The 21,381-nt window shown below is 61.3% G+C and carries 19 protein-coding genes; 15 read left to right on the top strand and 4 right to left on the bottom strand.

Annotated elements, in window-relative coordinates:
- The first annotated feature begins 49 nt into the window (after positions 1-49).
- Both CAQU_RS04465 and CAQU_RS12370 read left to right on the top strand, forming a co-directional pair.
- Positions 50-493, top strand: a complete 444-nt coding sequence (locus CAQU_RS04465; protein ID WP_075725585.1) for a MarR family winged helix-turn-helix transcriptional regulator — start codon at positions 50-52, stop codon at positions 491-493.
- Between the two features lie 85 nt (positions 494-578).
- A complete protein-coding gene (locus CAQU_RS12370; RefSeq protein ID WP_245797294.1) occupies positions 579-1,868 on the top strand; it encodes an MFS transporter in 1,290 nt (429 codons plus the stop codon).
- A gap of 50 nt (positions 1,869-1,918) precedes the next feature.
- On the opposite strand, the gene CAQU_RS04450 is transcribed toward CAQU_RS12370, so the two are convergent.
- Entirely contained in the window at positions 1,919-2,533 is a 615-nt protein-coding gene (locus CAQU_RS04450) for a hypothetical protein (protein ID WP_157108899.1), read from the bottom strand.
- 453 nt (positions 2,534-2,986) lie between these two features.
- Between CAQU_RS04450 and CAQU_RS04445 the strand changes: the two genes are divergently transcribed.
- Positions 2,987-3,649, top strand: coding sequence for a hypothetical protein (locus tag CAQU_RS04445; RefSeq protein WP_075725581.1), 663 nt, complete (start codon positions 2,987-2,989; stop codon positions 3,647-3,649).
- A 227-nt stretch (positions 3,650-3,876) separates the two neighbouring features.
- Here the strand turns inward: CAQU_RS04445 and ychF are convergent, their stop codons facing one another.
- Positions 3,877-4,956, bottom strand: coding sequence for a redox-regulated ATPase YchF (ychF, locus tag CAQU_RS04440; RefSeq protein ID WP_075725579.1), 1,080 nt, complete (start codon positions 4,954-4,956; stop codon positions 3,877-3,879).
- Positions 4,957-5,421: 465 nt separating this feature from the next.
- Between ychF and CAQU_RS04435 the strand changes: the two genes are divergently transcribed.
- The 4 genes from CAQU_RS04435 (at position 5,422) to CAQU_RS04420 (ending at position 9,818) form a co-directional block, all read left to right on the top strand.
- Positions 5,422-7,059, top strand: coding sequence for a sodium-dependent transporter (locus CAQU_RS04435; RefSeq protein ID WP_075725577.1), 1,638 nt, complete (start codon positions 5,422-5,424; stop codon positions 7,057-7,059).
- The gene (gene metS / locus CAQU_RS04430; RefSeq protein WP_075725575.1) at positions 7,060-7,227 is read left to right on the top strand and encodes a methionine/alanine import NSS transporter subunit MetS; all 168 of its coding nucleotides are present in this window, start codon (positions 7,060-7,062) and stop codon (positions 7,225-7,227) included.
- A gap of 149 nt (positions 7,228-7,376) precedes the next feature.
- Positions 7,377-8,582 (top strand): AI-2E family transporter, encoded by a 1,206-nt coding sequence (locus tag CAQU_RS04425; protein ID WP_245797293.1) that lies wholly within the window; start codon positions 7,377-7,379, stop codon positions 8,580-8,582.
- Between the two features lie 117 nt (positions 8,583-8,699).
- The gene (locus CAQU_RS04420) at positions 8,700-9,818 is read left to right on the top strand and encodes a DUF6542 domain-containing protein (protein ID WP_157108898.1); all 1,119 of its coding nucleotides are present in this window, start codon (positions 8,700-8,702) and stop codon (positions 9,816-9,818) included.
- A 179-nt stretch (positions 9,819-9,997) separates the two neighbouring features.
- On the opposite strand, the gene CAQU_RS04415 is transcribed toward CAQU_RS04420, so the two are convergent.
- Entirely contained in the window at positions 9,998-10,969 is a 972-nt protein-coding gene (locus CAQU_RS04415) for a 4-hydroxy-3-methylbut-2-enyl diphosphate reductase (RefSeq protein WP_075725569.1), read from the bottom strand.
- A 192-nt stretch (positions 10,970-11,161) separates the two neighbouring features.
- Here CAQU_RS04415 and xseA point away from each other — a divergent pair, with 192 nt between their 5' ends.
- Entirely contained in the window at positions 11,162-12,430 is a 1,269-nt protein-coding gene (gene xseA, locus CAQU_RS04410) for an exodeoxyribonuclease VII large subunit (protein WP_075725567.1), read from the top strand.
- Between the two features lie 104 nt (positions 12,431-12,534).
- The gene (locus tag CAQU_RS04405; protein ID WP_075725565.1) at positions 12,535-12,801 is read left to right on the top strand and encodes an exodeoxyribonuclease VII small subunit; all 267 of its coding nucleotides are present in this window, start codon (positions 12,535-12,537) and stop codon (positions 12,799-12,801) included.
- A gap of 118 nt (positions 12,802-12,919) precedes the next feature.
- On the opposite strand, the gene CAQU_RS04400 is transcribed toward CAQU_RS04405, so the two are convergent.
- Positions 12,920-13,498 carry a DUF4245 domain-containing protein gene (locus tag CAQU_RS04400; protein ID WP_075725563.1) on the bottom strand — a complete coding sequence of 193 codons (579 nt, stop codon included), beginning with the start codon at positions 13,496-13,498 and terminating at the stop codon, positions 12,920-12,922.
- Positions 13,499-13,857: 359 nt separating this feature from the next.
- Here CAQU_RS04400 and glpX point away from each other — a divergent pair, with 359 nt between their 5' ends.
- The 6 genes from glpX to CAQU_RS04370 all read left to right on the top strand — a co-directional run bounded on the left by glpX (position 13,858) and on the right by CAQU_RS04370 (position 21,336).
- Entirely contained in the window at positions 13,858-14,862 is a 1,005-nt protein-coding gene (gene glpX, locus CAQU_RS04395; RefSeq protein ID WP_075725562.1) for a class II fructose-bisphosphatase, read from the top strand.
- Between the two features lie 414 nt (positions 14,863-15,276).
- Positions 15,277-16,674, top strand: coding sequence for a class II fumarate hydratase (locus CAQU_RS04390; protein WP_075725561.1), 1,398 nt, complete (start codon positions 15,277-15,279; stop codon positions 16,672-16,674).
- A 237-nt stretch (positions 16,675-16,911) separates the two neighbouring features.
- Positions 16,912-17,547, top strand: coding sequence for an isochorismatase family protein (locus CAQU_RS04385; RefSeq protein WP_075725560.1), 636 nt, complete (start codon positions 16,912-16,914; stop codon positions 17,545-17,547).
- Between the two features lie 34 nt (positions 17,548-17,581).
- A complete protein-coding gene (locus CAQU_RS04380; protein ID WP_211276132.1) occupies positions 17,582-18,394 on the top strand; it encodes an SDR family oxidoreductase in 813 nt (270 codons plus the stop codon).
- Positions 18,384-19,628 (top strand): isochorismate synthase, encoded by a 1,245-nt coding sequence (locus CAQU_RS04375; RefSeq protein ID WP_075725559.1) that lies wholly within the window; start codon positions 18,384-18,386, stop codon positions 19,626-19,628. Before CAQU_RS04380 ends, CAQU_RS04375 begins: the two co-directional genes overlap by 11 nt.
- 34 nt (positions 19,629-19,662) lie before the next feature.
- The gene (locus CAQU_RS04370) at positions 19,663-21,336 is read left to right on the top strand and encodes a (2,3-dihydroxybenzoyl)adenylate synthase (RefSeq protein ID WP_075725558.1); all 1,674 of its coding nucleotides are present in this window, start codon (positions 19,663-19,665) and stop codon (positions 21,334-21,336) included.
- Positions 21,337-21,381 lie beyond the last annotated feature (45 nt).

The following is a 21,381-nucleotide window of genomic DNA, read 5'->3' as shown; positions in this document are numbered from 1 at the left end:
CCCCCACCAGTTAATCTACAAAACTTCCATCACCCACGAGGCATATTTCATGGCAGACCAGCACACCGACTCAGAAAATGTGAGCATCGAGCTCCTCATCGCCGCCGGACAACTGATCCGACGCGTCACCCGCGAAGCCTTCGCCGGCGACAGCGCCGCCACCTGGCGGGCACTGTCCGTCGTCGACCAATACCCCGGCATCACCATCGGCACCTTCGCCACCGGATACGGCTGCTCCCAACCGGTGGCCACCCGACTCGTCGGCAAACTCGTCGACGAAGCCCTCGTCCGCCGCCAACCCGGCGAGGACGCTCGCGTCACCCACCTCTACCTCACCGACAAAGGACACGAGCACCTGGCCAACAACCGCAAAAGCGCCGCCGACTACCTCTCCCCCGGCTTCAAATGGCTCAGCGACGAAGACATCGCCGCCGTGCGCCGCACCGTCGAAATCATCGACCGCTCCCTGAATAACCACGACAGCAACCTCTAAACAACCCCAGCCCCCACCAGCCACCAGCAGCTCCCCACCACTAAGCCCCCTTCACACACCGACCCCCTAAGGACAGCCCACCCACGTGTCTGCATCGACTGCCACACCACAACCCAACCGCTCCGTCTACGCCGTCGCCTTCGCCTGCGTCATCGCCTTCATGGGCATCGGCCTAGTCGACCCCATCCTCCCGGCGATCAGCCACTCACTCAACGCCACCCCAGCGCAGTCGATGCTCCTGTTCACCAGCTACCTGTTCATCACCTCGGCGACGATGTTTTTCTCCAGCTTCATCTCGGGAAAAATCGGCGCCAAAAACACCCTGCTGATAGGGCTCACCCTCATCGTGGCCTTCGCAGCACTCGCCGGCAGTGCCGGCTCAATTGGCGCAATCATCAACTTCCGCGCCGGATGGGGGCTCGGCAACGCCCTGTTTATCTCCACAGCACTATCCACCATCGTCGGCGCCTGCGCCAACACCGCCCAGGCCATCATCATGTACGAGGCCGCCCTCGGCATCGGCATCGCCACCGGACCACTGCTCGGCGGCTTCCTCGGCGGCATCAGCTGGCGCGGCCCCTTCTACGGCACCGCAGCCCTGATGCTCATTGGGGTCATCGCCATCGCCATCATGCTGCCAGGAAAGCCCAAAAAGACATCCCTGCGCGCGGCACAAAACACGGCCGAATTACACCAAGCAGAAGCCAAAAGCGGCGGCCCAGCTGCTACAGCTAGTGACCTCGCCACCCCGACAACTCCCCCGCGCCGAAGCAACGACATCTTTGCCGCTTTCACAGCACTCACCCACCCCGGCATCCGCACCGTCTGCCTGGTAGCACTGCTCTACAACTTCGGATTTTTCACCCTCCTGGCATACAGCCCCTTCCCCCTGGAAGCCGCCGCACACGCTGCCGGCAACACCAGTTTCGGTGCCCACGAGCTAGGCCTGATCTTCTTCGGCTGGGGCACCCTATTGGCCATCACCTCCGTCATCGTCGCACCGCGACTAACCAACACCCACGGCCACGTCCGCGTCCTCGCCGCAGCGCTGATCACCTTCGCCATCATCCTTGGGATCATGGCCCTGGAAGCCAACCACCTGCACATCCTCATCGCGTGCGTCATCATCGCCGGCGCCGCCCTCGGCATCGTCAACACGGTGATGACCGAAGTCGTGATGGAGGTCTCCGACCTCCCCCGCCCCGTCGCCTCCTCCACCTACTCCGGAATCCGCTTCCTCGGCGGGGCGATCTCCCCCATCGTCGCCGGCGCGCTACGCGGCGGCCAACCCTACCTCGCCGGCGCCCTAGCAGTTATCACCGGCGTGATCTGGCTTTTCGCCAACTCAAAACACCTGCAGGTACACCATAACTAAGCCACAAGCACCCCACCAACACCACAACACCGTCCGCCCCACACAGTGGGTCAAGCCTGCATCCAGGCATGCACCTCCCAATCCATCGGGCATTTCCAATCCTTCGGACTCTTCCGATCCTCGCGCGATTCCGACGACACAGCATCACGGATTGCCAGCTGCACCCGATCGTATTCCGACTTCGACATCTTCGACCACACCCCCTCGGGCACCGACACCTTAGAAAAATCCTTGGCCTGCTGCAACACATCCCTATCGAGCGGAACATGCAGATAGGAATATGCCTTACGCACCTGCGGATGATCCAAGACCGCAAAGTACTTCAACGCCATATTGATCCACTTCTGCACCTGCCCGTAGTGACAAACCACGCCGGAAGAAGCATCGGTGAATATGGATATCACCGACTCGCACCACTGCTCATGCCGAAGGTCGAAGTCATCCTGTGACTTCACCTCGGAAAGCCCATCAACAAAACGTTTCAGTAAAGCCGCAACATCCTTCTTGGCCTGCCTATTGCCCTCCCACGCCCCCACCCCATGCATGGTGCGACACACATCCCGATACGCGCGTTCACTAATCGACCGCACCGCAGCCTCTCCCCACTCCTTGCCCTCGATCGCCCGCGCTACCGAGCGACCGAAATAGAAAGACACCAAACTCAAGCATCTGCGCTGTTGGTCCATGAAGCCAGCCTACAATCAGTAGCGTCGCACCACCCCGCCACCAGCGCTGAAAAACACCAGCTGTCGTCACCAACACGACACCAAAAAGCCCATTCACAGGGTTTCATCACTCAACTGCTAGTTTGCGGCAGAACCACAACGCCCACCACTCCCCCGGTTTGCAGGACAGCAAAGTGCCCTGCACCGGCTGTGCCCGCTGGTGACACAGTAGGGCTGCAATACACGAAAAGCCCCGATTGCCCTTGCCAGCTTTTCCCCAGCCAGACGTGAAGTATCGGGCATGCAGCAGCATCACACCACCCACCACACACCCCAACGGGTGAGAAATTGGGGTGGGGTTTGCTAAACAGGGTGACAAGTCTTCCGACGCTTTGTTCGATGGTGGTTCCCCACCTAGAAGCACACCGAACATCGAAAGAAAGGACACGCACAATGTCCCCAATCACAAGCAAACACCTGAAGACCGCAACACGGGCAGCAGCCATCGCAACCCTTGGCCTGGGACTGATGGCCTGCAGCACCGACGGTGACGCTGAGGCAACCTCGACCGTCGCCGAAACGGCAAACGCCACGGCAGAAACCGTCACCAAGACGCAAGACGTCATGGCAGAAGATGTCGTCGTTACCAGCGGCGAGAAGACCCCCGAGAACACGACGACCCAGGTCGCCGCCTCGGATACCTCGAACCTGGATCTCAAGGACATGCAAGCCGTAGACAGCAGTGACGGATCCACCCGCTGCGAGATCGCTGCCTTCGGCCCTGCCGATGGACCCGCAAGCACCATTGACATGAGGTGCTTGTCCAAACAAGCCCCCGCAGTAGACGAACTGCCGGATTGCCCTCCGTCTAATCAGACCTCACCAATCCTGACCTACCGCGACGGCAAGGGCGGACTGGAATGCACCACCCAGGGCTTTGCAGGCCCGCACGACACCCCGAAGCTGGTTCCGGGTGAGGCATGGGTATACACCACTGACGGTGTTCCCGACGAGCTGACCTTCACTGAGGGCGACAATGGCGTCATCACTGTGACCTCCACCAACGGCCCCGTGGGCGAAATCGGCCCGGGCGTACTGACCGCCTCCGCAACCTAAGATCCACAGGAAGGCGTCACAAGGCTTTTCAAAGACCCACTGCCCAACGGCAACAGTTCTTTGATAAACAACAGCCGGCTGTTGCGAAAGTGCATTCTCGCACCGCAACAGCCGGCTTTGCTATGTGCTCACGGGATTAAAGCTTCGTGAAACATCACGACACGTCAGCGTCGAAACACAAGTACCTGCGACCATTGAGCAATCCGCAAGGAAAACCATTATTTAAGCTAAACGTTGAACTTGAACTCCACCACGTCGCCATCGCTCATGATGTAGTCCTTGCCTTCCTGGCGGACCTTGCCCTGAGCCTTGGCTTCGTTCATGGAGCCCGCGGCGACGAGATCGTCGAAGGAGACGATTTCAGCCTTAATGAAGCCACGCTCAAAGTCGGTGTGGATCACGCCAGCAGCCTGCGGGGCGGTATCGCCCTTGTGGATGGTCCATGCGCGAGCTTCCTTCGGGCCGGCGGTCAGGTAGGTCTGCAGGCCGAGGGTAGCGAAGCCAGCCTTGGCCAGGGAGTGCAGGCCCGGCTCGTGCTGGCCGACGGACTCGAGCAGCTCAGCCGCTTCTTCTTCGTCGAGTTCCAGCAGCTCAGTTTCGGTCTTGGCATCGAGGAAGACACAGTCGGCAGGGGCGACCATGTCGCGCAGCTCCTGCTTTTTGCCCTCGTCGGTCAACACGCCCTCATCGGAGTTGAAGACATAGAGGAAGGGCTTGGCGGTCAGCAGGTGCAACTCGCGCAGCGCATCCAAGTTCAGTTCGTCCTTGGCGTGGAACAGGGTGCGATCGTCCTCGAGCACAGCCTGTGCCTTCTTAACGGCCTCAACTTCTTCAGCCTTGGACTTATCCTTCTTGGCTTCCTTTTCCAGGCGAGGCAGTGCCTTTTCGATGGTCTGCAGGTCGGCCAGGATCAGCTCGGTCTCGATGACAGAGATGTCGCTGCGGGGGTCGACACGGCCGTCGACGTGAATGACGTCATCGTCGGCAAAAGCGCGCACGACCTGACAAATGGCGTCTGCTTCGCGGATGTTGGCCAGGAACTTGTTGCCCAAGCCTTCGCCCTCGGAAGCGCCTTTAACGATGCCGGCAATGTCGACGAAGGACACCGTGGCCGGGAGAATGCGCTCAGAGCCGAAGATCTCGGCGAGCTTGGTTAGGCGCTCGTCCGGGAGCTCCACCAGGCCCACGTTGGGCTCGATGGTGGCGAACGGGTAGTTCGCCGCCAGGACGTCGTTTCGGGTCAATGCATTAAAGAGGGTGGACTTGCCCACGTTGGGCAGACCGACAATTCCAAGAGTAAGGCTCACGGTGGGCAATCCTATCAAGTGGAGTGCCTATTGTCCCTTTTGCTTTTACAGTCATATCACCCCCCTTGCCGGCGCGCCCAGTGGAGGGTCATTCCTCCCCCATCCGCCTATCGTTCGAAACGTCGACCACCCCAATCCCAAGGTTTGGGATCCCACTTTCATCAGGTTTTGTTTACCTGTGGGTCGTTACCTGGGACTTTACATAAACAATGCCTGGATTGGGGGACTTTCGGGGGTAGCTCAGCTAACGATTTGGACAACATATTCCACACTGTGGAACAGATTTGATATTGTCATATCACTAACTGGGAATCTCCTGGATGACAGCTGTCGCAAAGCTGTACGCAAAAGCGTCCGCAACGACAACTGCCCCTCCCAGTGGTTCCCCGGGGCCAAAACCAACACCCACTGGGTGTGGCCCCACAAGTGTTTTGATTCCACCAACTTTCGGAAAGGCTGGCACGCATGTCGACCGACACCACCACCGCGTCACCAAGCCGCGAAGTGTTCTCCTCCCGTCTGGCCTTCCTCTTGGCGGCCATCGGCTCCGCCGTGGGTCTGGGTAACATTTGGCGTTTCCCCTATGTCGCATACGAAAACGGCGGCGGCGCGTTCCTCGTGCCCTACATCATCGCCCTGCTGACTGCGGGCATCCCGCTGCTCTTCCTGGACTACGCCCTGGGCCACCGCTTCCGCGGCTCCGCTCCCCTGGCGTTCCGCCGCATCAAGGCTTGGGCTGAGCCGGTCGGCTGGATCCAGGTCGGCATTTCCTTCTTCATCACCATCTACTACGCCGCCATCATCGCCTGGGCTGGCCTGTACACCGTGAAGAGCTTCACCAAGGCATGGGGTGCCGACCCCAACACCTACTTCTTCAGCGACTTCTTGAAGATGGAAGCCGATCAGACCTTCTCCACCTCGATCGTCAGCCAGATCGCCATCACCTTGGCCTTGGTCTGGATCGTGGCCATCGTGGTTCTGGCTATGGGCGTCGATGAAGGCATTGGTAAGACCGCGAAGATCTTCATGCCGATCCTGACGGTCCTGTTCATCATCGTCGTCATTCAGGCTCTGTTCCTGCCGGGCGCTAGCGGAGGCTTGGACGCCCTGTTCACCCCGAACTGGAGCGCGTTGAAGAATCCCAGCGTGTGGGTGGCCGCCTATGGCCAGATCTTCTTCTCCCTATCGGTGGGCTTCGGCATCATGCTGACCTACTCCTCCTACCTCAAGCCCCGCACCAACCTGACCGGCACCGGCCTGGTCACCGGTTTCGCGAACTCCTCCTTCGAGGTGCTGGCTGGTATCGGCGTCTTCGCCGCCCTGGGCTACATGTCCATGCAGCAAAACGTCCCGGTCGATGAGGTTGTTTCCTCCGGTATCGGCCTGGCCTTCATCGCATTCCCGACGATCATCAACCAGATGCCGATGGGCGCCATCTTCGGCACCCTGTTCTTCGGCTCCCTGACCGTCGCGGGCTTCACCTCCATGTTCTCTCTGCTGGAGGTCGTTGTCTCCGCAGTGAAGGACAAGCTGGATCTGCCCCGCAAGACTGCGGCTGTTTCCGTCGGTGTTGCCATGGCCCTGATCTCCCTGGCCTTGTTCTCCACCACTTCCGCGTTGGCCACCTTGGACATCATGGACAAGTTCACCAACAACGTGGGCATCGTGGCAGTCGCACTGATCTCCATCGTGGTGATCGACTGGATCCTGCGCCGCATCGGCGAATTCGCCCTGCACCTCAACGCGGTGTCCTCCTTCCACGTCGGCACCATCTGGCGCATCTGCGTCGTCAACATCACCACCATCGTGCTGGGCTACACCCTGCTGCAGGAGCTGATGACCCTGGTGCGTGAAGGCTACGGCGGCGGCGACTACTCGAACACCCAGCTGATCATGTGGGGCTGGGGCGTGCTGGCCGTCATCCTCGTCGGTTCCTTCATGCTGTCCGTGATGCCCTGGCGCGGCGAGGTCTCCCTGATCGGCCCCCCTGGCTCCGACTTCGGTGTCGACCCCGACATGGAACGCACCATCGAGATTCCGCAGAAGTACACCCCCCAAGAGACCCGCCACGCAGGTTTCGCGAGCGAGCAGGAGGCAAAGTAAATGTCCGGTATCGCAATCATGATGATGGTGTTGTTCATCGTCATTATTTGGGGCGGCCTGGCCGCCAGCATCGTGGCCCTTCGACGACACCCCGATGAGGCCTCCGGTGTTCTCGGTGAAGCCGAATACGCCACCGATGACGTACTGATCGCTCAGGAAGAAGAGTAAAAGCCACCAGCGGCTGATTTCTCTTTCACCGTCGATGTACTGCCGTCGCGGAAAGCAACGCACTTTTGGTGTGGCTTTTTCGCGGCGGCTTTTTCTATCTTCAACAACTGTTGTGCTTTTGTGGCTGGTTTACATGGAACAATATGGGTGTGACTTCGCACGAGTTTTCCGAATTTCAAGATCACCAGAAAGCGGTAGAGGTTTCTGGGTCGGACGCGCGCCCCGATCGCACCGATGTCATCGGTGAAAGCGTCAAACAGGTGGCGTGGTGGTGTGTTCGCCTGCTCGTCATTGGTGTGACCGCCTATGCCGCCTGGTGGGGTATTCAGGCGGCGGGGCAGGCGCTGCTGCCACTAGCAATCGCCTTGATTGTGGCGACCGTTTTGATCGCCCCGGCCCGCTGGTTGACCTCGCGGGGTATTCCTTCGGGCCTTTCCGCGTTGCTCGTGCTGCTGTCGACTTTCGGTATCGCTGGTGGGTTGTTTGTCAGTTTGGCGCCCAGCGTGGCGCGCCAGTCGCACACTTTGTACTTCCAGGCTTTCCAAGGCGTGCAGCAGTTGGAGTTGTGGCTGCAGGGTCCACCGCTGAACATCCGGGATGAGGATCTGGATCGGTGGTTTACTGACGGCGCGGTGTGGCTGCAGCAGCGCATGGGGGTGATCGCCGGCCAGGTGTTTGCAGGTTTGGGGATGGCGGGAAGCGTGATCGTCAATCTGATGATCGTCACGGTCCTGTGCTTTTTCATCCTCAAAGATGGCCATCGTTTTCTGCCATGGGTGCAAAGGGTCGCCGGTCGGCGGGCTGGGGGTTATCTCGGGGAGGTGTTAACTCGCTGCTGGGTGACTTTGAGCGGTTTTATTCGCGCCCAGGCTGTGGTGTCTTTGGTGGATGCTGTGTGCATTGGTGGCGGTCTGGTGTTGATGGGTATCCCGATGGCGTTGGCGTTGGCGGTGCTGACTTTTGCCGCCGGTTTCGTGCCGATTGTGGGTGCTGTGGTGGCCGGGGCTTTGGCGGTGCTGGTGGCTTTCGTGTCGCATGGCATGTCGCACGCGATCATGGTTGCGGTGTTGGTGATTGCGGTGCAGCAATTGGAGGGCAACGTGCTTTCTCCCCTGCTGCAGTCGAAGGCGATGGATCTACACCCGGTGATTGTGCTGTTGTCGGTGACGGTGGGGGCGTCCCAGTTTGGGATTCCTGGCGCGTTTTTCGCGGTGCCGCTGGCCGCGATGGTGGCTGTGGTGCTGCGTTTCGTTGGGGAGTGGATTGATGTGAAAACTGGGGAGCGTGCCCGCGCGGATCTTTTTGTGGAGACCACTGCCCCGGCGGGCATTGTGAGGGATGCGGGGCGGGACTGATTCGCCAACACCTTAAAAACTTTTCTTGGCTTTGTGCGCATGGGTTTTTGGGGTTTTCTGCCCGGTTGTGCCCTGCGGTTCACCGTCGATGGCCCATCATCGTCTAACATTACGGCCGTGACTTCACAGACTTCTTCACGCGCTCAAAGCGCCGGCGTGCCCGCCCGTCGTGGCTTTGGCCTGCCCACGTGGTCTGTGACGAGCATCCAGGCTGCTGCGCTGATGACCGGTTTGGTATTCAGCGTGGTGACTAAAGAGCTTTCTGTTGGCTACCTTGTTGCGTTTGCGCTGGGGGCCTTGGCTACCACCCTCCTCGTGGAGGCTCGCGGCTTGTTCGTCACGGTGGCCCAGATTCCGTTGCTGTTTGCGGTGTTCACTCCTGTTGCCGGTTGGTTTGTGCAGGATGTGACCTCGCCGGAGGGGGCTCCGAAGGATTTCTCTACGACGGGCTTGTTGGCTGCGGTGTTCCCGGTGGCAACGTTTTTCCCGGTGTTGGCCGCCGTGACGGTGGGCTGTGCTGTGTTGGCGTTGCTGCGGTATTTCTCTGCCCGCCGCAAGGATGAGCGGGCCGCTGCTGCGGCGCTGAAGGCGCGCCGCCAGATGAGTTCTAGTGATCGCGCCAATGTGGAGACCACCACTCGGGTGCGTGCGCGCACGCGCCGCGCCCTGGAGGATCCCAAGGAGCAGGTCACGGTTGAGGAGTTGTTGAAGAAGCGGGGCACCCCGACGCGCCGTCGGCGTTCTAGCACTGCGGGTACCGCATCCTCGGCTGCTTCGTCCTCACGTGTTCCTGGGGCACGCCCGCAGGGGCAGCGTCGTGCAGTGGATGCGGATGCTGCTGCGGCCGGTGGCGAGTATGCCTACCGTCGGGTACCGCCACCGCAGGCGTCACCAGCAGCGCGTGTTTCTCGCGATCAGGTCTCACGTCCGGTGGATGGTCAGCGGCGGGTGATGCGCCCGAATCCGGGTGCTGCAGGGCAGGAGCGTCGTCCGCGCCCGAGCAGCGCCGGCACGGGTGCGCGTCAGCCCCGCCCTGTCGATGGTGCGAGCCGACAGGTGGTGCGCCCGCCGGCTCCCGATACCATTCGTCGTCATCCGAGCGACCGCCCGGAGTTCGATGGGAAACGGCGTGTGATTCCGCGTGCGGAGCGTTCCGTGCCGCGGGTTCAGCAGCCCCCGCAGGCGCCTCCAATTAAGCGCAATCGTTTCCTGGATGATGACCTGTTCGACTCCTGATTGCTGCCTACACAGTTCAAGCCCCGACCTTTTAGGTCGGGGCTTGAATCGTTTGCGAGCAAGAGTGCTTGTTTTACTCTCCGACTGGGCGAGGAGTAGAAAGCCAGCTGCCCGCCGTTTATGAGCGGGTTGTGCTCACGGCGGGCAGTGCGGATGCGCGAAACAGGCGCGGGGCTGGTTTAGCGTTGTGCGCGGTCTGCGGGGCGCAGTTCGCGCGGCAGAGAGAACACGAGCTTTTCAGCGGCGGTGGTGACTTCTTCGACGCTGGTGTAGCCGTGGCTTGCGAGCAGTTCCAGCACGTCGCGCACGAGGATCTCAGGCACAGAGGCACCACTGGTGACACCGACGGTGGTGACGCCGTCGAGCCATTCGGGTTTGACCTGGCTGGCGTAGTCCACCAGGTAGGAGGCGTTGGCGCCGGCTTGGAGCGCGACCTCGACGAGGCGTTTGGAGTTGGAGGAATTCTGGGATCCGACCACGATGACCAGCTGGCATTTCTCAGCAATGGCCTTCACCGCGACCTGGCGGTTTTGGGTGGCGTAGCAAATGTCGTCGCTGGGCGGGTCTTGCAGGTGCGGGAATTTCTGCTTGAGCAGCTGCACGATTTGCATGGTCTCGTCCACCGACAGGGTGGTTTGTGACAGCCAGATCAGTTTTTCGTCGTCTGCGAAGTTGAGCTTTTCAACGCCTTCGACGCCGTCGACGAGGTGTACCACGTCGGGGGCTTCACCGGCGGTGCCTTCGACTTCTTCGTGGCCTTCGTGTCCGATGAGCAGGATTTGGTAGCCGGCTTTGGCGAAGCGTTTGACTTCGTTGTGGACTTTGGTGACCAGCGGGCAGGTGGCGTCGAGGGTGTGCAGCGACAGTTGGCGTGCTTCTTGGTGTACTGCGGGGCTGACGCCGTGCGCGGAGAACACCAGGTGGGCGCCTTCGGGAACTTCGGTGGTTTCATCGACGAAGATGGCACCGCGTTCGGCGAGGGTGTCCACGACGTAGCGGTTGTGGACGATCTCTTTGCGCACGTAGACGGGTGCGCCGTATTTTTCGAGGGCGCGCTCGACGGTTTCGACGGCGCGGTCAACGCCGGCGCAATAGCCGCGGGGGGCTGCCAGCAGCACTGTTTTTTGGGATTCCGCCTGGGGGTCAGTCATGGGACACACTCTAACGCACAACCCGATGACCCTGCCGGGCAGGAAGCCCTAAGCGGGCACTAGGATTGTTTACGTGCGTCTATCCCGCCGCGTGCGGGCGTGGATTGCTTGTGTAATCCCCAGGTGGTGCTGTGTGACCATCCGGCGGTGTTTGTGGTGTTTGTCCCCTAGTGTTCAGGTGGTTTCCTGCTCGTGTGTCCTAGCTCTGTTTCTTCTTCTGGTGCTGGCGCTAAGCCCAGTCCGGATTCCCCGTGGCCGGTGCGTGAGGTCAACCAGAAGGTCAAGGAGTGGATTGAGCGTTTGGGGCATTTGTGGGTGGAGGGGCAGGTCACCCAGGTCAATGCCAAGCCGTCGTGGCGGTTGTCGTATTTGACGCTGCGGGATCCGCAGGAGGAAGCCAGCGTCCAGGTGACGTGTTCGACGAGTTTGTTGGCCAATATGGCTACTCCCATCAAGGATGGGGATCGGGTGGTGGTGTACGGCAAGCCGGCGTTTTATGCGGGCCGTGGTTCTTTTAGTTTGTGGGTGAGCGATATCCGACATGTGGGTGTCGGTGAGTTGTTGGCCCGCATTGAGCAGTTGCGTAGCCAGCTGTTTGCGGAAGGATTGTGCGATCCGCGGCGCAAGAAGCCGTTGCCGTTTTTGCCGCGCCGTGTTGGTTTGATTACTGGTCGTGGTTCGGCGGCGGAGCGGGATGTGTTGGCGGTGGCGTCTGCGCGCTGGCCGGCGGTGGATTTCGCGGTGATAAATACTGCGGTGCAGGGGGCTAATGCGGTGCCGGAGATTGTGGCGGCGTTGCAGACGCTGTCGCGCACTGAGGGGGTGGATGTGATCATCATTGCGCGTGGCGGCGGGTCCGTGGAGGATTTGTTGCCTTTTTCCCAGGAGGCTTTGGCGCGTGCGGTGGTGGATTGCCCGGTGCCGGTGATTAGTGCGATTGGGCACGAGCCGGATCATCCGGTGTTGGATGATGTGGCTGATGTGCGTGCTGCTACCCCGACGGATGCTGCGAAGAAGGCGGTTCCGGATGTGCAGGTGGAGTTGGATGGTATTGCCGGTATGCGGGATCGGGCAGCGCAGGCGTTGCGCGGTTGGGTGCGGCGTGAGCAGCAGTCGCTGGAGGCGTTGCGCAGTCGCCCGGTGTTGGCGGATCCTTGTGCTTCGATTGAGGCGCGGCGGGAGGAGGTGCTGCGTGTGACTGAGCAGATGCGCCGCCAGGTGCGCCATACGGTGGCTTCCGCGTCGGCGGAGGTGTCGAGTTTGCGGGCGCGGGTGAGTGCGTTGGGGCCGTCGGCGACGTTGGCGCGTGGCTATGCGGTGGTGCAGGCGCAGCCGAAGGATGGTCAGGCGCCATTTGTGGTGACCTCTTTTGAGCAGGCTCCTCCGGCGACTCAGTTGCGCATCCGGGTGGCTGATGGCTCCTTGGTGGCGGTGACGATGGCGAGTAAACCTGCTGACTAGCGTCGGTTTGCGGGGGGGCGGGCGCTGGTTTTGGGTGTCTTGTTTCCCCGCTGGGTTTGTGTGTTTTTCTTTGTCGGCTGGGTTTGTTCTTTAGGATGTTGGGTATGACTTCACCAGACACTTTTGGCAGCGGTACCCCGGCTGAGCTTCCGGATCCGCAGTCGTTGAGCTACGAGCAGGCCCGTGATGAGTTGATTGAGACTGTGAAGATTCTCGAGTTGGGTCAGATGAGCTTGGATGAGTCTTTGGCGTATTGGGAGCGCGGCGAGGCGTTGGCGCGGCGCTGCGAGCAGCAGTTGGGGGCGGCCCAGCAGCGGGTTGAGAAGGCCTTGGGCGCTGTGGATAACGGCTCCTCGGAGGAGGAAGACTAGTCGCCTCTCCCCTTTTTGCTGAGTTGGGGGGATATGAGAAATCGTCTGTGGCGTCTCACGTGGATGGTGAGATGCCACAGACGATTTTTTCGTGTCGACTATTCAGGGGCTGTGAGGCTTAGGGGGTGTCGCGCCCGGGCAGTGGGGTTGCTGCGGTGTAGCGGCCGGCCATTTCCATCAGCGCTGCGGTGTCGGCGACTCCGGAGACCGCCAGGGTGGCGCCGTCGATGTGTCCGATCCAGAGGTCGTCGTCGTTTTTCTCGGCCGGCGGGTAGTGGGAGAAGTCCACGCCGTCGATGTTCATCTGCCCGTCTTTGTCGCGTGGGGTGTCGCCGAAATCTTTGGCGACTGCGTCTTCGGGTTGGTCTGTTTGCATGACCTGCACATAGCCTTTGGTGTCGGTGAGATAGCCGACGACGACGGCGGGGGTGCTGTTGATCATGGTGCGGCGGGCGTTGATGGTGGTCCAGCCCTCGGGTGTTTCGGGGAATCGGACCGGGAAGGGCAGGGAGCGGGCTTCCAGGGAGAGAATCTGGGCTGCGTCCACTTTTTGAACCGGCGAGAATTCTTTGTCGTCTTTGTTGAAGCTGCACAGGCCGGTGAAGCTCACGGCGATACCCATCACGACGACGATGACGAGCAGGGACATGAGGATGTCGCGCGAGTCTTGGAATAGGCGGGGTTTGGATTCACTCACGGCACTAGTATTCCACACCGCAAGCTACTGCTTTGCTTGCCGCCGGGTGGGCGGTTAGTGGGGTTGGGGCTTGTTGGGATGGCGTGGGTGGCGGGGTGTTTTTTCGCTGTGGTGGCGGGGGTGGGGTGAGTGCGCTGCGGGCGGCGCGCCCACCCCCTATTGTGGGTGGGCCTACTGCGTTGTCGGACACAACCGGGGCATAAAGCCGGACAAACCAGAAGAAAAGTCGGGCACAGCAGTGGGAAAAGTGCCACAATGAATAGCGATGGCCAAAAAACTTTGGCCGACCACTTTGCTCTTAAAAACCGCAACATGTGTGCGACACCCACTCGGTGCCCACGTGAGGAGAACTCAAGCGAATGACCACGTCGCAGCAGCCCCCAATTCGTCCCGACCGTAACTTGGCTATGGAGCTTGTCCGTGTGACCGAGGCAGCTGCCTTGGCTTCTGGCCGTTGGGTTGGCCGTGGCATGAAAAATGAAGGCGATGGCGCCGCTGTTGATGCGATGCGCCAGCTGATCAACTCCGTTGATATGAATGGTGTCGTCGTCATCGGCGAGGGCGAGAAGGATGAAGCCCCGATGCTGTACAACGGCGAGCGTGTCGGCACCGGTGTGGGTGCCGAGGTCGATATTGCTGTCGACCCGGTTGACGGCACCACCTTGATGGCCGAGGGTCGTCCGAATGCGATTTCGGTGTTGGCTGCTGCCCGCCGTGGCGCCATGTACGATCCCTCCGCTGTGTTCTACATGAAGAAGATCGCGGTTGGTCGCGAGGCTGCGGGTTCCATCGATATCAACGCTCCGGTCGAGTACAACATCAATGCTGTTGCTAAGGCGAAGGGCATTGCTGCTTCTGATGTGACCGTGGTGGTGTTGGATCGTCCCCGCCACAATGATCTGATTGCTGATATTCGTCGTGCGGGCGCGAAGGTGCGCATGATTCGCGACGGTGACGTCGCTGGTGCGGTTGCGGCTGCAAAGGATGACAACGCGATCGACATCATGATGGGTATTGGCGGTACTCCGGAGGGCATCATCACTGCTTGCGCTATGAAGTGCATGGGTGGCGAGATCCAGGGTGTGCTGCACCCGACCAACGATGAGGAAATCGAGCGGGTCAAGGCTTCCGGCTACGAGCTGGGTACCGTGTTGGGCACCAACGATTTGGTCAAGAGCGATGACTGCTACTTCGTGGCGACCGGCGTGACCAATGGCGATATGCTGCGTGGTGTGAGCTACCGCAAAAACGGTGCGACCACTCGTTCCCTGGTGATGCGTTCCCGTTCCGGCACCGTGCGCTACATCGAGTCCGTGCACCAGCTGCAGAAGCTGCAGGAGTACTCGGTGGTGGATTACTCCTAGGAGATTTTCTCCTTAAGCCGCTCGGCGCCTTTCGGCGTGCTCGCCCTTTTGGCGCCGGATGCGCCCCTGCCTCCATCTGCCCTCCCCCATCTGCCCTCCCCCATCTGCCCTCCCCCATCTGCCCAGTCCCGCATTGTGCGGGGTGGGGGTGGATGGGGGTTTTGCATGTGTGGGGCGTGCGCGGGTCTTGGCTAGGTCTTTGTTTCGCCTGGCGGAAGACGGTGGCGGGGGTTCTCGGGTGGGGTAACGCCCCCACAGGGCAGTGAACAATATCACAGGCTTTGGGGGCAGCTCTGCTAACTCACAGCCCTACCCTGGGGCTGAAAATCAGTCATACTTAAAGGCAGTGCCTCAGAGCACCCTTTCCTTTTGAGATTGAAAAAGTCTTCCAACCCCAACAAAGGTGGTTTTTACATGACCGAGTACCGCATCGAACACGACACCATGGGCGAAGTGAAGGTCCCCGTCGACGCTCTCTGGCGTGCCCAGACCCAGCGCGCCGTGGAGAACTTCCCGATCTCCGGCCGTGGCCTTGAGGCCACCCAGATCCGCGCCATGGGCCTGCTGAAGGCTGCTTGCGCGCAGGTCAACAAGGATCGCGGTCTGCTGAGCGAGGAAAAGGCTAACGCCATTATCGCCGCCGCTAAGGAAATCGCTGAGGGTAAGCACGACGCTGAGTTCCCGATCGATGTTTTCCAGACCGGTTCCGGCACCTCCTCCAACATGAACACCAACGAAGTGATTGCTTCGCTGTGTGCCAAGGCCGGCGTTGATGTTCACCCCAACGATGACGTGAACATGGGCCAGTCCTCCAACGACACCTTCCCGACCGCCACCCACGTGGCCGCCACCGAAGCTGCCGTCACCGACCTCATCCCCGGCCTGAAGGTGCTGCACGCTTCCCTGGCCAAGAAGGCCAAGGAGTGGGAGCAGGTCGTCAAGTCCGGCCGCACCCACCTGATGGATGCCGTTCCGGTCACCCTGGGCCAGGAGTTCGCCGGCTACGCCCGCCAGATCGAGGCTGGCATCGAGCGCATCGAGGCTACCCTGCCGCGCCTGGGCGAACTGCCCATCGGTGGTACCGCTGTCGGCACCGGCCTGAACACCCCCGCCGACTTCGGCGGCAAGGTTGTTGCCGAGCTGGTCAACCTAACCGACGTCAAGGAGCTGCGCGAGTGCGTCAACCACTTTGAGGCACAGGCAGCCCGCGATGGCCTGGTCGAATTCTCCGGCGCGATGCGCACCGTCGCCGTGTCCCTGAACAAGATCGCCAACGACATCCGCTGGATGGGTTCCGGCCCGCTGACCGGCCTGGCAGAAATCCACCTGCCCGACCTGCAGCCCGGTTCCTCCATCATGCCGGGCAAGGTCAACCCGGTGCTGTGTGAGACCGCCACCCAGGTTGCCGCCCAGGTCATCGGCAACGACGCCGGTGTTGCTTTCGCCGGCTCCCAGGGCGCTTTCGAGCTCAACGTGTTCATCCCGATGATGGCCCGCAACGTGCTCGAGTCCGCCCGCCTGCTGGCTAACACCTCCCGCGTGTTCGCAGAGCGCCTCGTCGACGGCATTGAGCCCAACACCGAGCGCATGAAGACCCTGGCTGAGTCCTCCCCGTCCATCGTGACCCCGCTGAACTCCGCCATCGGCTACGAAAACGCCGCCAAGGTCGCCAAGACTGCGCTGAAGGAAGGTAAGACCATCCGCCAGACCGTCATCGACCTCGGCTTCGTCGATGGTGAGAAGCTGACCGAGGAAGAGCTGGACAAGCGCCTCGACGTGCTCGCCATGTGCAACACCGACCGCGATAAGTAAAGCCACCTAGGGCGAAAAACACCGCCCGGCTTTCACGGCCGTTTGCTCCCACCACCTGGTGGGGCAAACGGCCTTTTTTCATGCCCTCACGGGGGCAGAAAACGGGGGTAGGCGGCGGAGAAAAACCCCGGAAAACATAGGCAAGGGTAGCCACGTTTTCGCCTTACTCACACATAAAGACAAACCTAAGCTAACCTAATTCACGACTTGTTGAGCCAACTTTAGGGAGTGCCGCTAATGATTCCTACGATTGAGGATTATCCCCACCCATCGGTTGATACCGTCCCCTTGACCCGCGCCAACTGGACCCTGGATCCCACCAAGGCCGCCCTGCTCATCCACGACATGCAGGAATACTTCACCAGCGCCTACCGCGGCAACGACACCATCAACCGCACCACCGCCAACATCGCGCGGCTCATCGACTGCGCCCGCAAAGCCAACATCCCGGTCTTCTACACCGCCCAACCACCCAACCAGCGGGCCGAAGACCGCGGACTGCTCACCGACCTGTGGGGCACCGGACTTTCCGCTGACGGGCGCGAAGCCATCGTCGAAGCACTTACCCCCCAGGCTGAGGACACCGTGCTCACCAAGTGGCGCTACGACGCCTTTGAGCGCTCCGATTTCCAACAGCTGCTGGGCGATTCGGGACGCACCCAGCTGATCATCACCGGCATCTACGCCCACATCGGTGTCCTCAGCACCGCGCTGAGCGCCTTCATGAAGGACATCTCCCCCTTCCTGGTCGCTGACGCCTGCGCCGACTTCAGCGAAGACTTGCACCGCTTCGCCCTGGCCCAGGCCGCCCGCACCTGCGCTGTCGTCACCGACACCGCAGCCGTCACCAAGGCGCTATCCGCCACGCACTAACCCCCACCACCTAAAAGACAAGGCAGCCCCCGCTGTGAGCACAGCCCCCTCCCCCGCGCCCATTCCCCGCGCCAGCACCACCCCAGCCATCGGCGCGCAACCCACCTTCAGCATCAACCAGGTGGCCCGCCCCCGCATCGTCGTCACCGGCGCCGCCGGCGGCATCGGCGGGGCCATCGCCCGCCACCTCAACGACCTGGGTGCAGACGTCATCGCCACCGACATCCACCCCCACCCCAGCCCGATCCCCAACCACCCGGTGCACCGGCTGGACCTCACCGACACTGCCGCCATCGAAGAGTTCATCTACACCACCCTGGCCGCAGGCGAGGTGCACGGGCTTGTCAATGCCGCCGGAATCTTCCGCGGCGGGCCCGCCCCCGACCTCAGCGCCCGCGACCTGGACGACCTGTGGGCCGTCAACGCCCGCGCCGTCTACCTGCTGGCCAGCGGGTTCGGGGCACACATGGCCACACACGGTGGGGGCAGCATCGTCACCATCGCCAGCAACTCCGGCAGAATCCCCCGCGCCAACATGGCCGCCTACGGTGCCACCAAAACAGCCGCCAGCCTCTTGACCCGCTCCTTAGGGCTCGAACTGGGGCGGATGGGGGTCCGCTGCAACGTCATCAGCCCCGGTACCTCCCGCACCACCATGATCGCCGGCCTCGGCTCCGAAACCGACCTCATCCAAGGAGTCCCCGCCAGCTACAAAGCGGGCATCCCCCTCGGCAAAATCGCAGAACCCGCCGACATTGCCCACGCCGCAGCATTCCTCCTGTCCGATGCTGCCGGACACATCACCGCCCAAGACCTCGTCATCGATGGAGGCGCAAGTGCCTGCTAGTTTCTCCTTTTCCACCGCACACCACCTGCTGGAAGCGCACGGCCTGAAACGAAAAATCTCCCCCAGCAACTGGGACGCCGCCCGCCTCAACGAGCTGTGCGGCAACGACATGGTCGTCGGCGCGCTCCCCTTTTCCAACGCCGCCCCGGCGCGCCTCTTCGTGCCCCGCCAATACCGGCGCGAGGCCCGCACCAATAGTGGGGTGTCGCACGATAACGCGGTGGCTTGCGCTAGTCAGGCCCCGCAGCAGCGTGGTGCTGCGGCGTTGGATGGGTTTGGGGAGCGTGGGTGTTATCGCAGCACTGTGGCGCGTGGTTTGGCGGAAATTGAGCGGGGTAGTTGCGAGAAGGTGGTGTTGAGTCGGCAGATTGTGGGCTGTATGTCGCGGCCGGTGCCGGTGCGTGCGCTGCGTGAGGAGTTGTGGGGGGTTAATGATCATGCGTTTGGGTATCACTTGATGCTGGCCGCGCCGTGGTTGTTGGGGCGTGCTGGGGTGCAGGCTCCGGCGCGGCCGTTGGCTTCGGCGTTGGAGGTCTCTGCTGTGGCTGATGGTTTGGTGGGTGCGCCGCATGATGTGGCGCATTTGTTGGGGGCGAGTCCGGAGTTGGTGTTGAAGGTGTCTGGCCGGAAGGTGACGACGTTTCCTTTGGCGGGCAGTGTTCCGCGCAGTGCGGATCCGGTTGAGGATGCGCGGCGTGCTGAGCAGTTGGCGTCGAGTGCGAAGAATCTGAATGAGCATGCGCACGTGACGAATGATATTGCGCGGGTGTTGCGGCGTTTTTGTGTTGATGTGGATATCCCTGAGGGCCCTGAGGTGGTGGGGACTCCGGTGATTTGGCATTTGGGTACGAAGATGTCGGGCACCTTGCGCCAGGGGGTGAGTTCCTGGGATGTGTTGTGTGCTTTGCATCCGACGCCGGCGGTCAGTGGGTGGCCGCAGGCGGCTGCGCGGCGGCTGATTAGGCAGTTGGAGCCAACCCCGCGTGGGGTGTTTGCGGGGGTGGTGGGCTGGTGTGATGCCGGTGGTGATTGTGAGTGGGCGATGACGTTGCGTGGGGGCATTGTTCATGAGCGGATGGCGTATGCGTTTGCTGGTGCCGGGATTGTGGCTGGTTCGACTCCGGAGGAGGAGTTCCGGGAGACCACGACGAAGTTGTCCACTTTTGTGGCGCCGCTGTTGCGGGTGATGGGTAGTCCGCATTCTCAGCTGACGAAGTCGTTGATTTCCGCTTAAAAGATCGTTGTTGTTGTTAGGAAGGTTGTTTGTGATGAGTGATTCTTTGTCTGCTGCTGTGCCCTGTGCTGATGAGCCTTTGGTGACTGCGGATGAGTTGTATCCGGCTGAGGTGCGGCGTCGTTATGTGGAGGCTGGGGTGTGGACGTCGGATACCTTTGCGTCGTTGTTGGAGGATTCGGTGCGCGCGTGGGGTGGGCGTGAGGCGGTGGTGGGCCCGGTAGCGGCGTGTCCGGGTCAGCCGCCGGCGCGGCTGAGTTATGCGCAGTTGGATGCGTATGCGAATGCGGTGGCGCATCAGTTGGCTAATGTGGGGGTGGGTGTGGGGCACCGGGTGGTGCTGTTTTGTCCTAATACGGTGGAGTATGTGGGGGCGTTTTTTGGGGTGGTGCGTCTTGGGGCGGTTCCGGTGCATGCGTTGCCTGCGCATGGGGTGGTTGAGTTGTCGCATTTTTTGCAGGCTAGTGGGGCATCCGCGGTGGTGACGGTTGAGCGTTTTGGGTTGACGCGTCATGGGGAGGTTGCTGCGGAGGCGGTGCGTGTGGCGGGCACGGGTGCTGCTGTGGTGGTGGCGTGTGCGCCTGGTGAGGGTGGGGATCTGCCGGTGCTTGAGCCGGCTGTGGTGAATCCTTTTGGTTTGGGGCTTATTCAGTTGTCGGGTGGTACGACTGGGGTTCCGAAGTTGATTGCGCGCAGTCATGCTGACTATTTGTTTAGTGTTCGCCGTTCGGTGGAGGTGTGTGAGGTTTCGGCGGAGACGAAGATGCTGGTGGTGTTGCCTGCTGCGCATAATTTCACGATGAGTTCTCCGGGGATTTTGGGGGTGTTGTCGGCGGGCGGCACGGTGGTTTTTGCCCCGGATCCGACGCCGGGTAGTGCGTTTGCGTTGATTGAGTCGGAGGGGGTCACGATGGCGAGTTTGGTGCCGCCGTTGGCGATGTTGTGGTTGCAGGCGGCGGAGTCGTCGGTAAGGGATCTTTCCTCGTTGCGGGTGCTGCAGGTGGGTGGGGCGCGTTTTGCTGATTCGGCGGCTGCGCGGGTGGGCTCGGTGTTGGGATGTAAGTTGCAGCAGGTGTTTGGGATGGCTGAGGGCCTGGTGAACTACACCCGTTTGGATGATCCGGAGGAGTTGGTGACGACGACTCAGGGCTATCCGATGTCCGAGTTGGATGAGGTGTTGGTGCTGGATGACGATGGCCATCCGGTTGCCGATGGGTGTGCTGGTTTGTTGTGGACGCGGGGCCCGTACACGATTCGGGGCTATATCGGTGGGGTGTCTGCGTCGTCGTTTGATGATCAGGGTTTTTATTGCACTGGTGATGTGGTCAGGCGTCTGCCTTCGGGTCATTTGGTGGTGGAGGGCCGGGCGAAGGAGCAGATCAATCGTGCGGGCGAGAAGATTTCCTGCGAGGAGGTGGAGAACCTGATTTTGGGGGTCGATGGGGTTGCGGATTGTTTGGTGCTGGGGGTGAGTGATGAGCACTTGGGGGAGCGCATTTGCGCGGTGATCATCCCGCAGGACCCTGCGCTGTGTGATGATGAGCGCTTTTCCTGTCAGCGGATTCGCCAGGTGCTGTCGGCTGGCGGTGTTGCGGCGTTTAAGTTGCCGGATGAGGTGGTGGTGCGCCCGAGTTTTCCGACCACGAATGTTGGTAAGGCCTCGCGTGCTGCGACGCGCAAGCTGCTGAGTAGTCAGCGTGTGGGGTAAGTGCCTAATCCTATTGTGTTGTTTTCTCGGCGGCCGCCAGCTGGC

Origin of the sequence: Corynebacterium aquilae DSM 44791, from assembly GCF_001941445.1 — a bacterium.
Taxonomy (GTDB): domain Bacteria; phylum Actinomycetota; class Actinomycetes; order Mycobacteriales; family Mycobacteriaceae; genus Corynebacterium; species Corynebacterium aquilae.
This window is presented reverse-complemented; position numbering and strand designations above follow the sequence as displayed.

Coding starts and splice junctions, on each gene's coding strand:
- CAQU_RS04465 (WP_075725585.1), top strand. CDS start 50: ATGGCAGACCAGCACACCGACTCAGAAAATGTGAGCATCGAGCTCCTC.
- CAQU_RS04445 (WP_075725581.1), top strand. CDS start 2,987: ATGTCCCCAATCACAAGCAAACACCTGAAGACCGCAACACGGGCAGCA.
- CAQU_RS04435 (WP_075725577.1), top strand. CDS start 5,422: ATGTCGACCGACACCACCACCGCGTCACCAAGCCGCGAAGTGTTCTCC.
- metS (WP_075725575.1), top strand. CDS start 7,060: ATGTCCGGTATCGCAATCATGATGATGGTGTTGTTCATCGTCATTATT.
- CAQU_RS04415 (WP_075725569.1), bottom strand. CDS start 10,969: ATGACTGACCCCCAGGCGGAATCCCAAAAAACAGTGCTGCTGGCAGCC.
- CAQU_RS04405 (WP_075725565.1), top strand. CDS start 12,535: ATGACTTCACCAGACACTTTTGGCAGCGGTACCCCGGCTGAGCTTCCG.
- glpX (WP_075725562.1), top strand. CDS start 13,858: ATGACCACGTCGCAGCAGCCCCCAATTCGTCCCGACCGTAACTTGGCT.
- CAQU_RS04390 (WP_075725561.1), top strand. CDS start 15,277: ATGACCGAGTACCGCATCGAACACGACACCATGGGCGAAGTGAAGGTC.
- CAQU_RS04385 (WP_075725560.1), top strand. CDS start 16,912: ATGATTCCTACGATTGAGGATTATCCCCACCCATCGGTTGATACCGTC.
- CAQU_RS04370 (WP_075725558.1), top strand. CDS start 19,663: ATGAGTGATTCTTTGTCTGCTGCTGTGCCCTGTGCTGATGAGCCTTTG.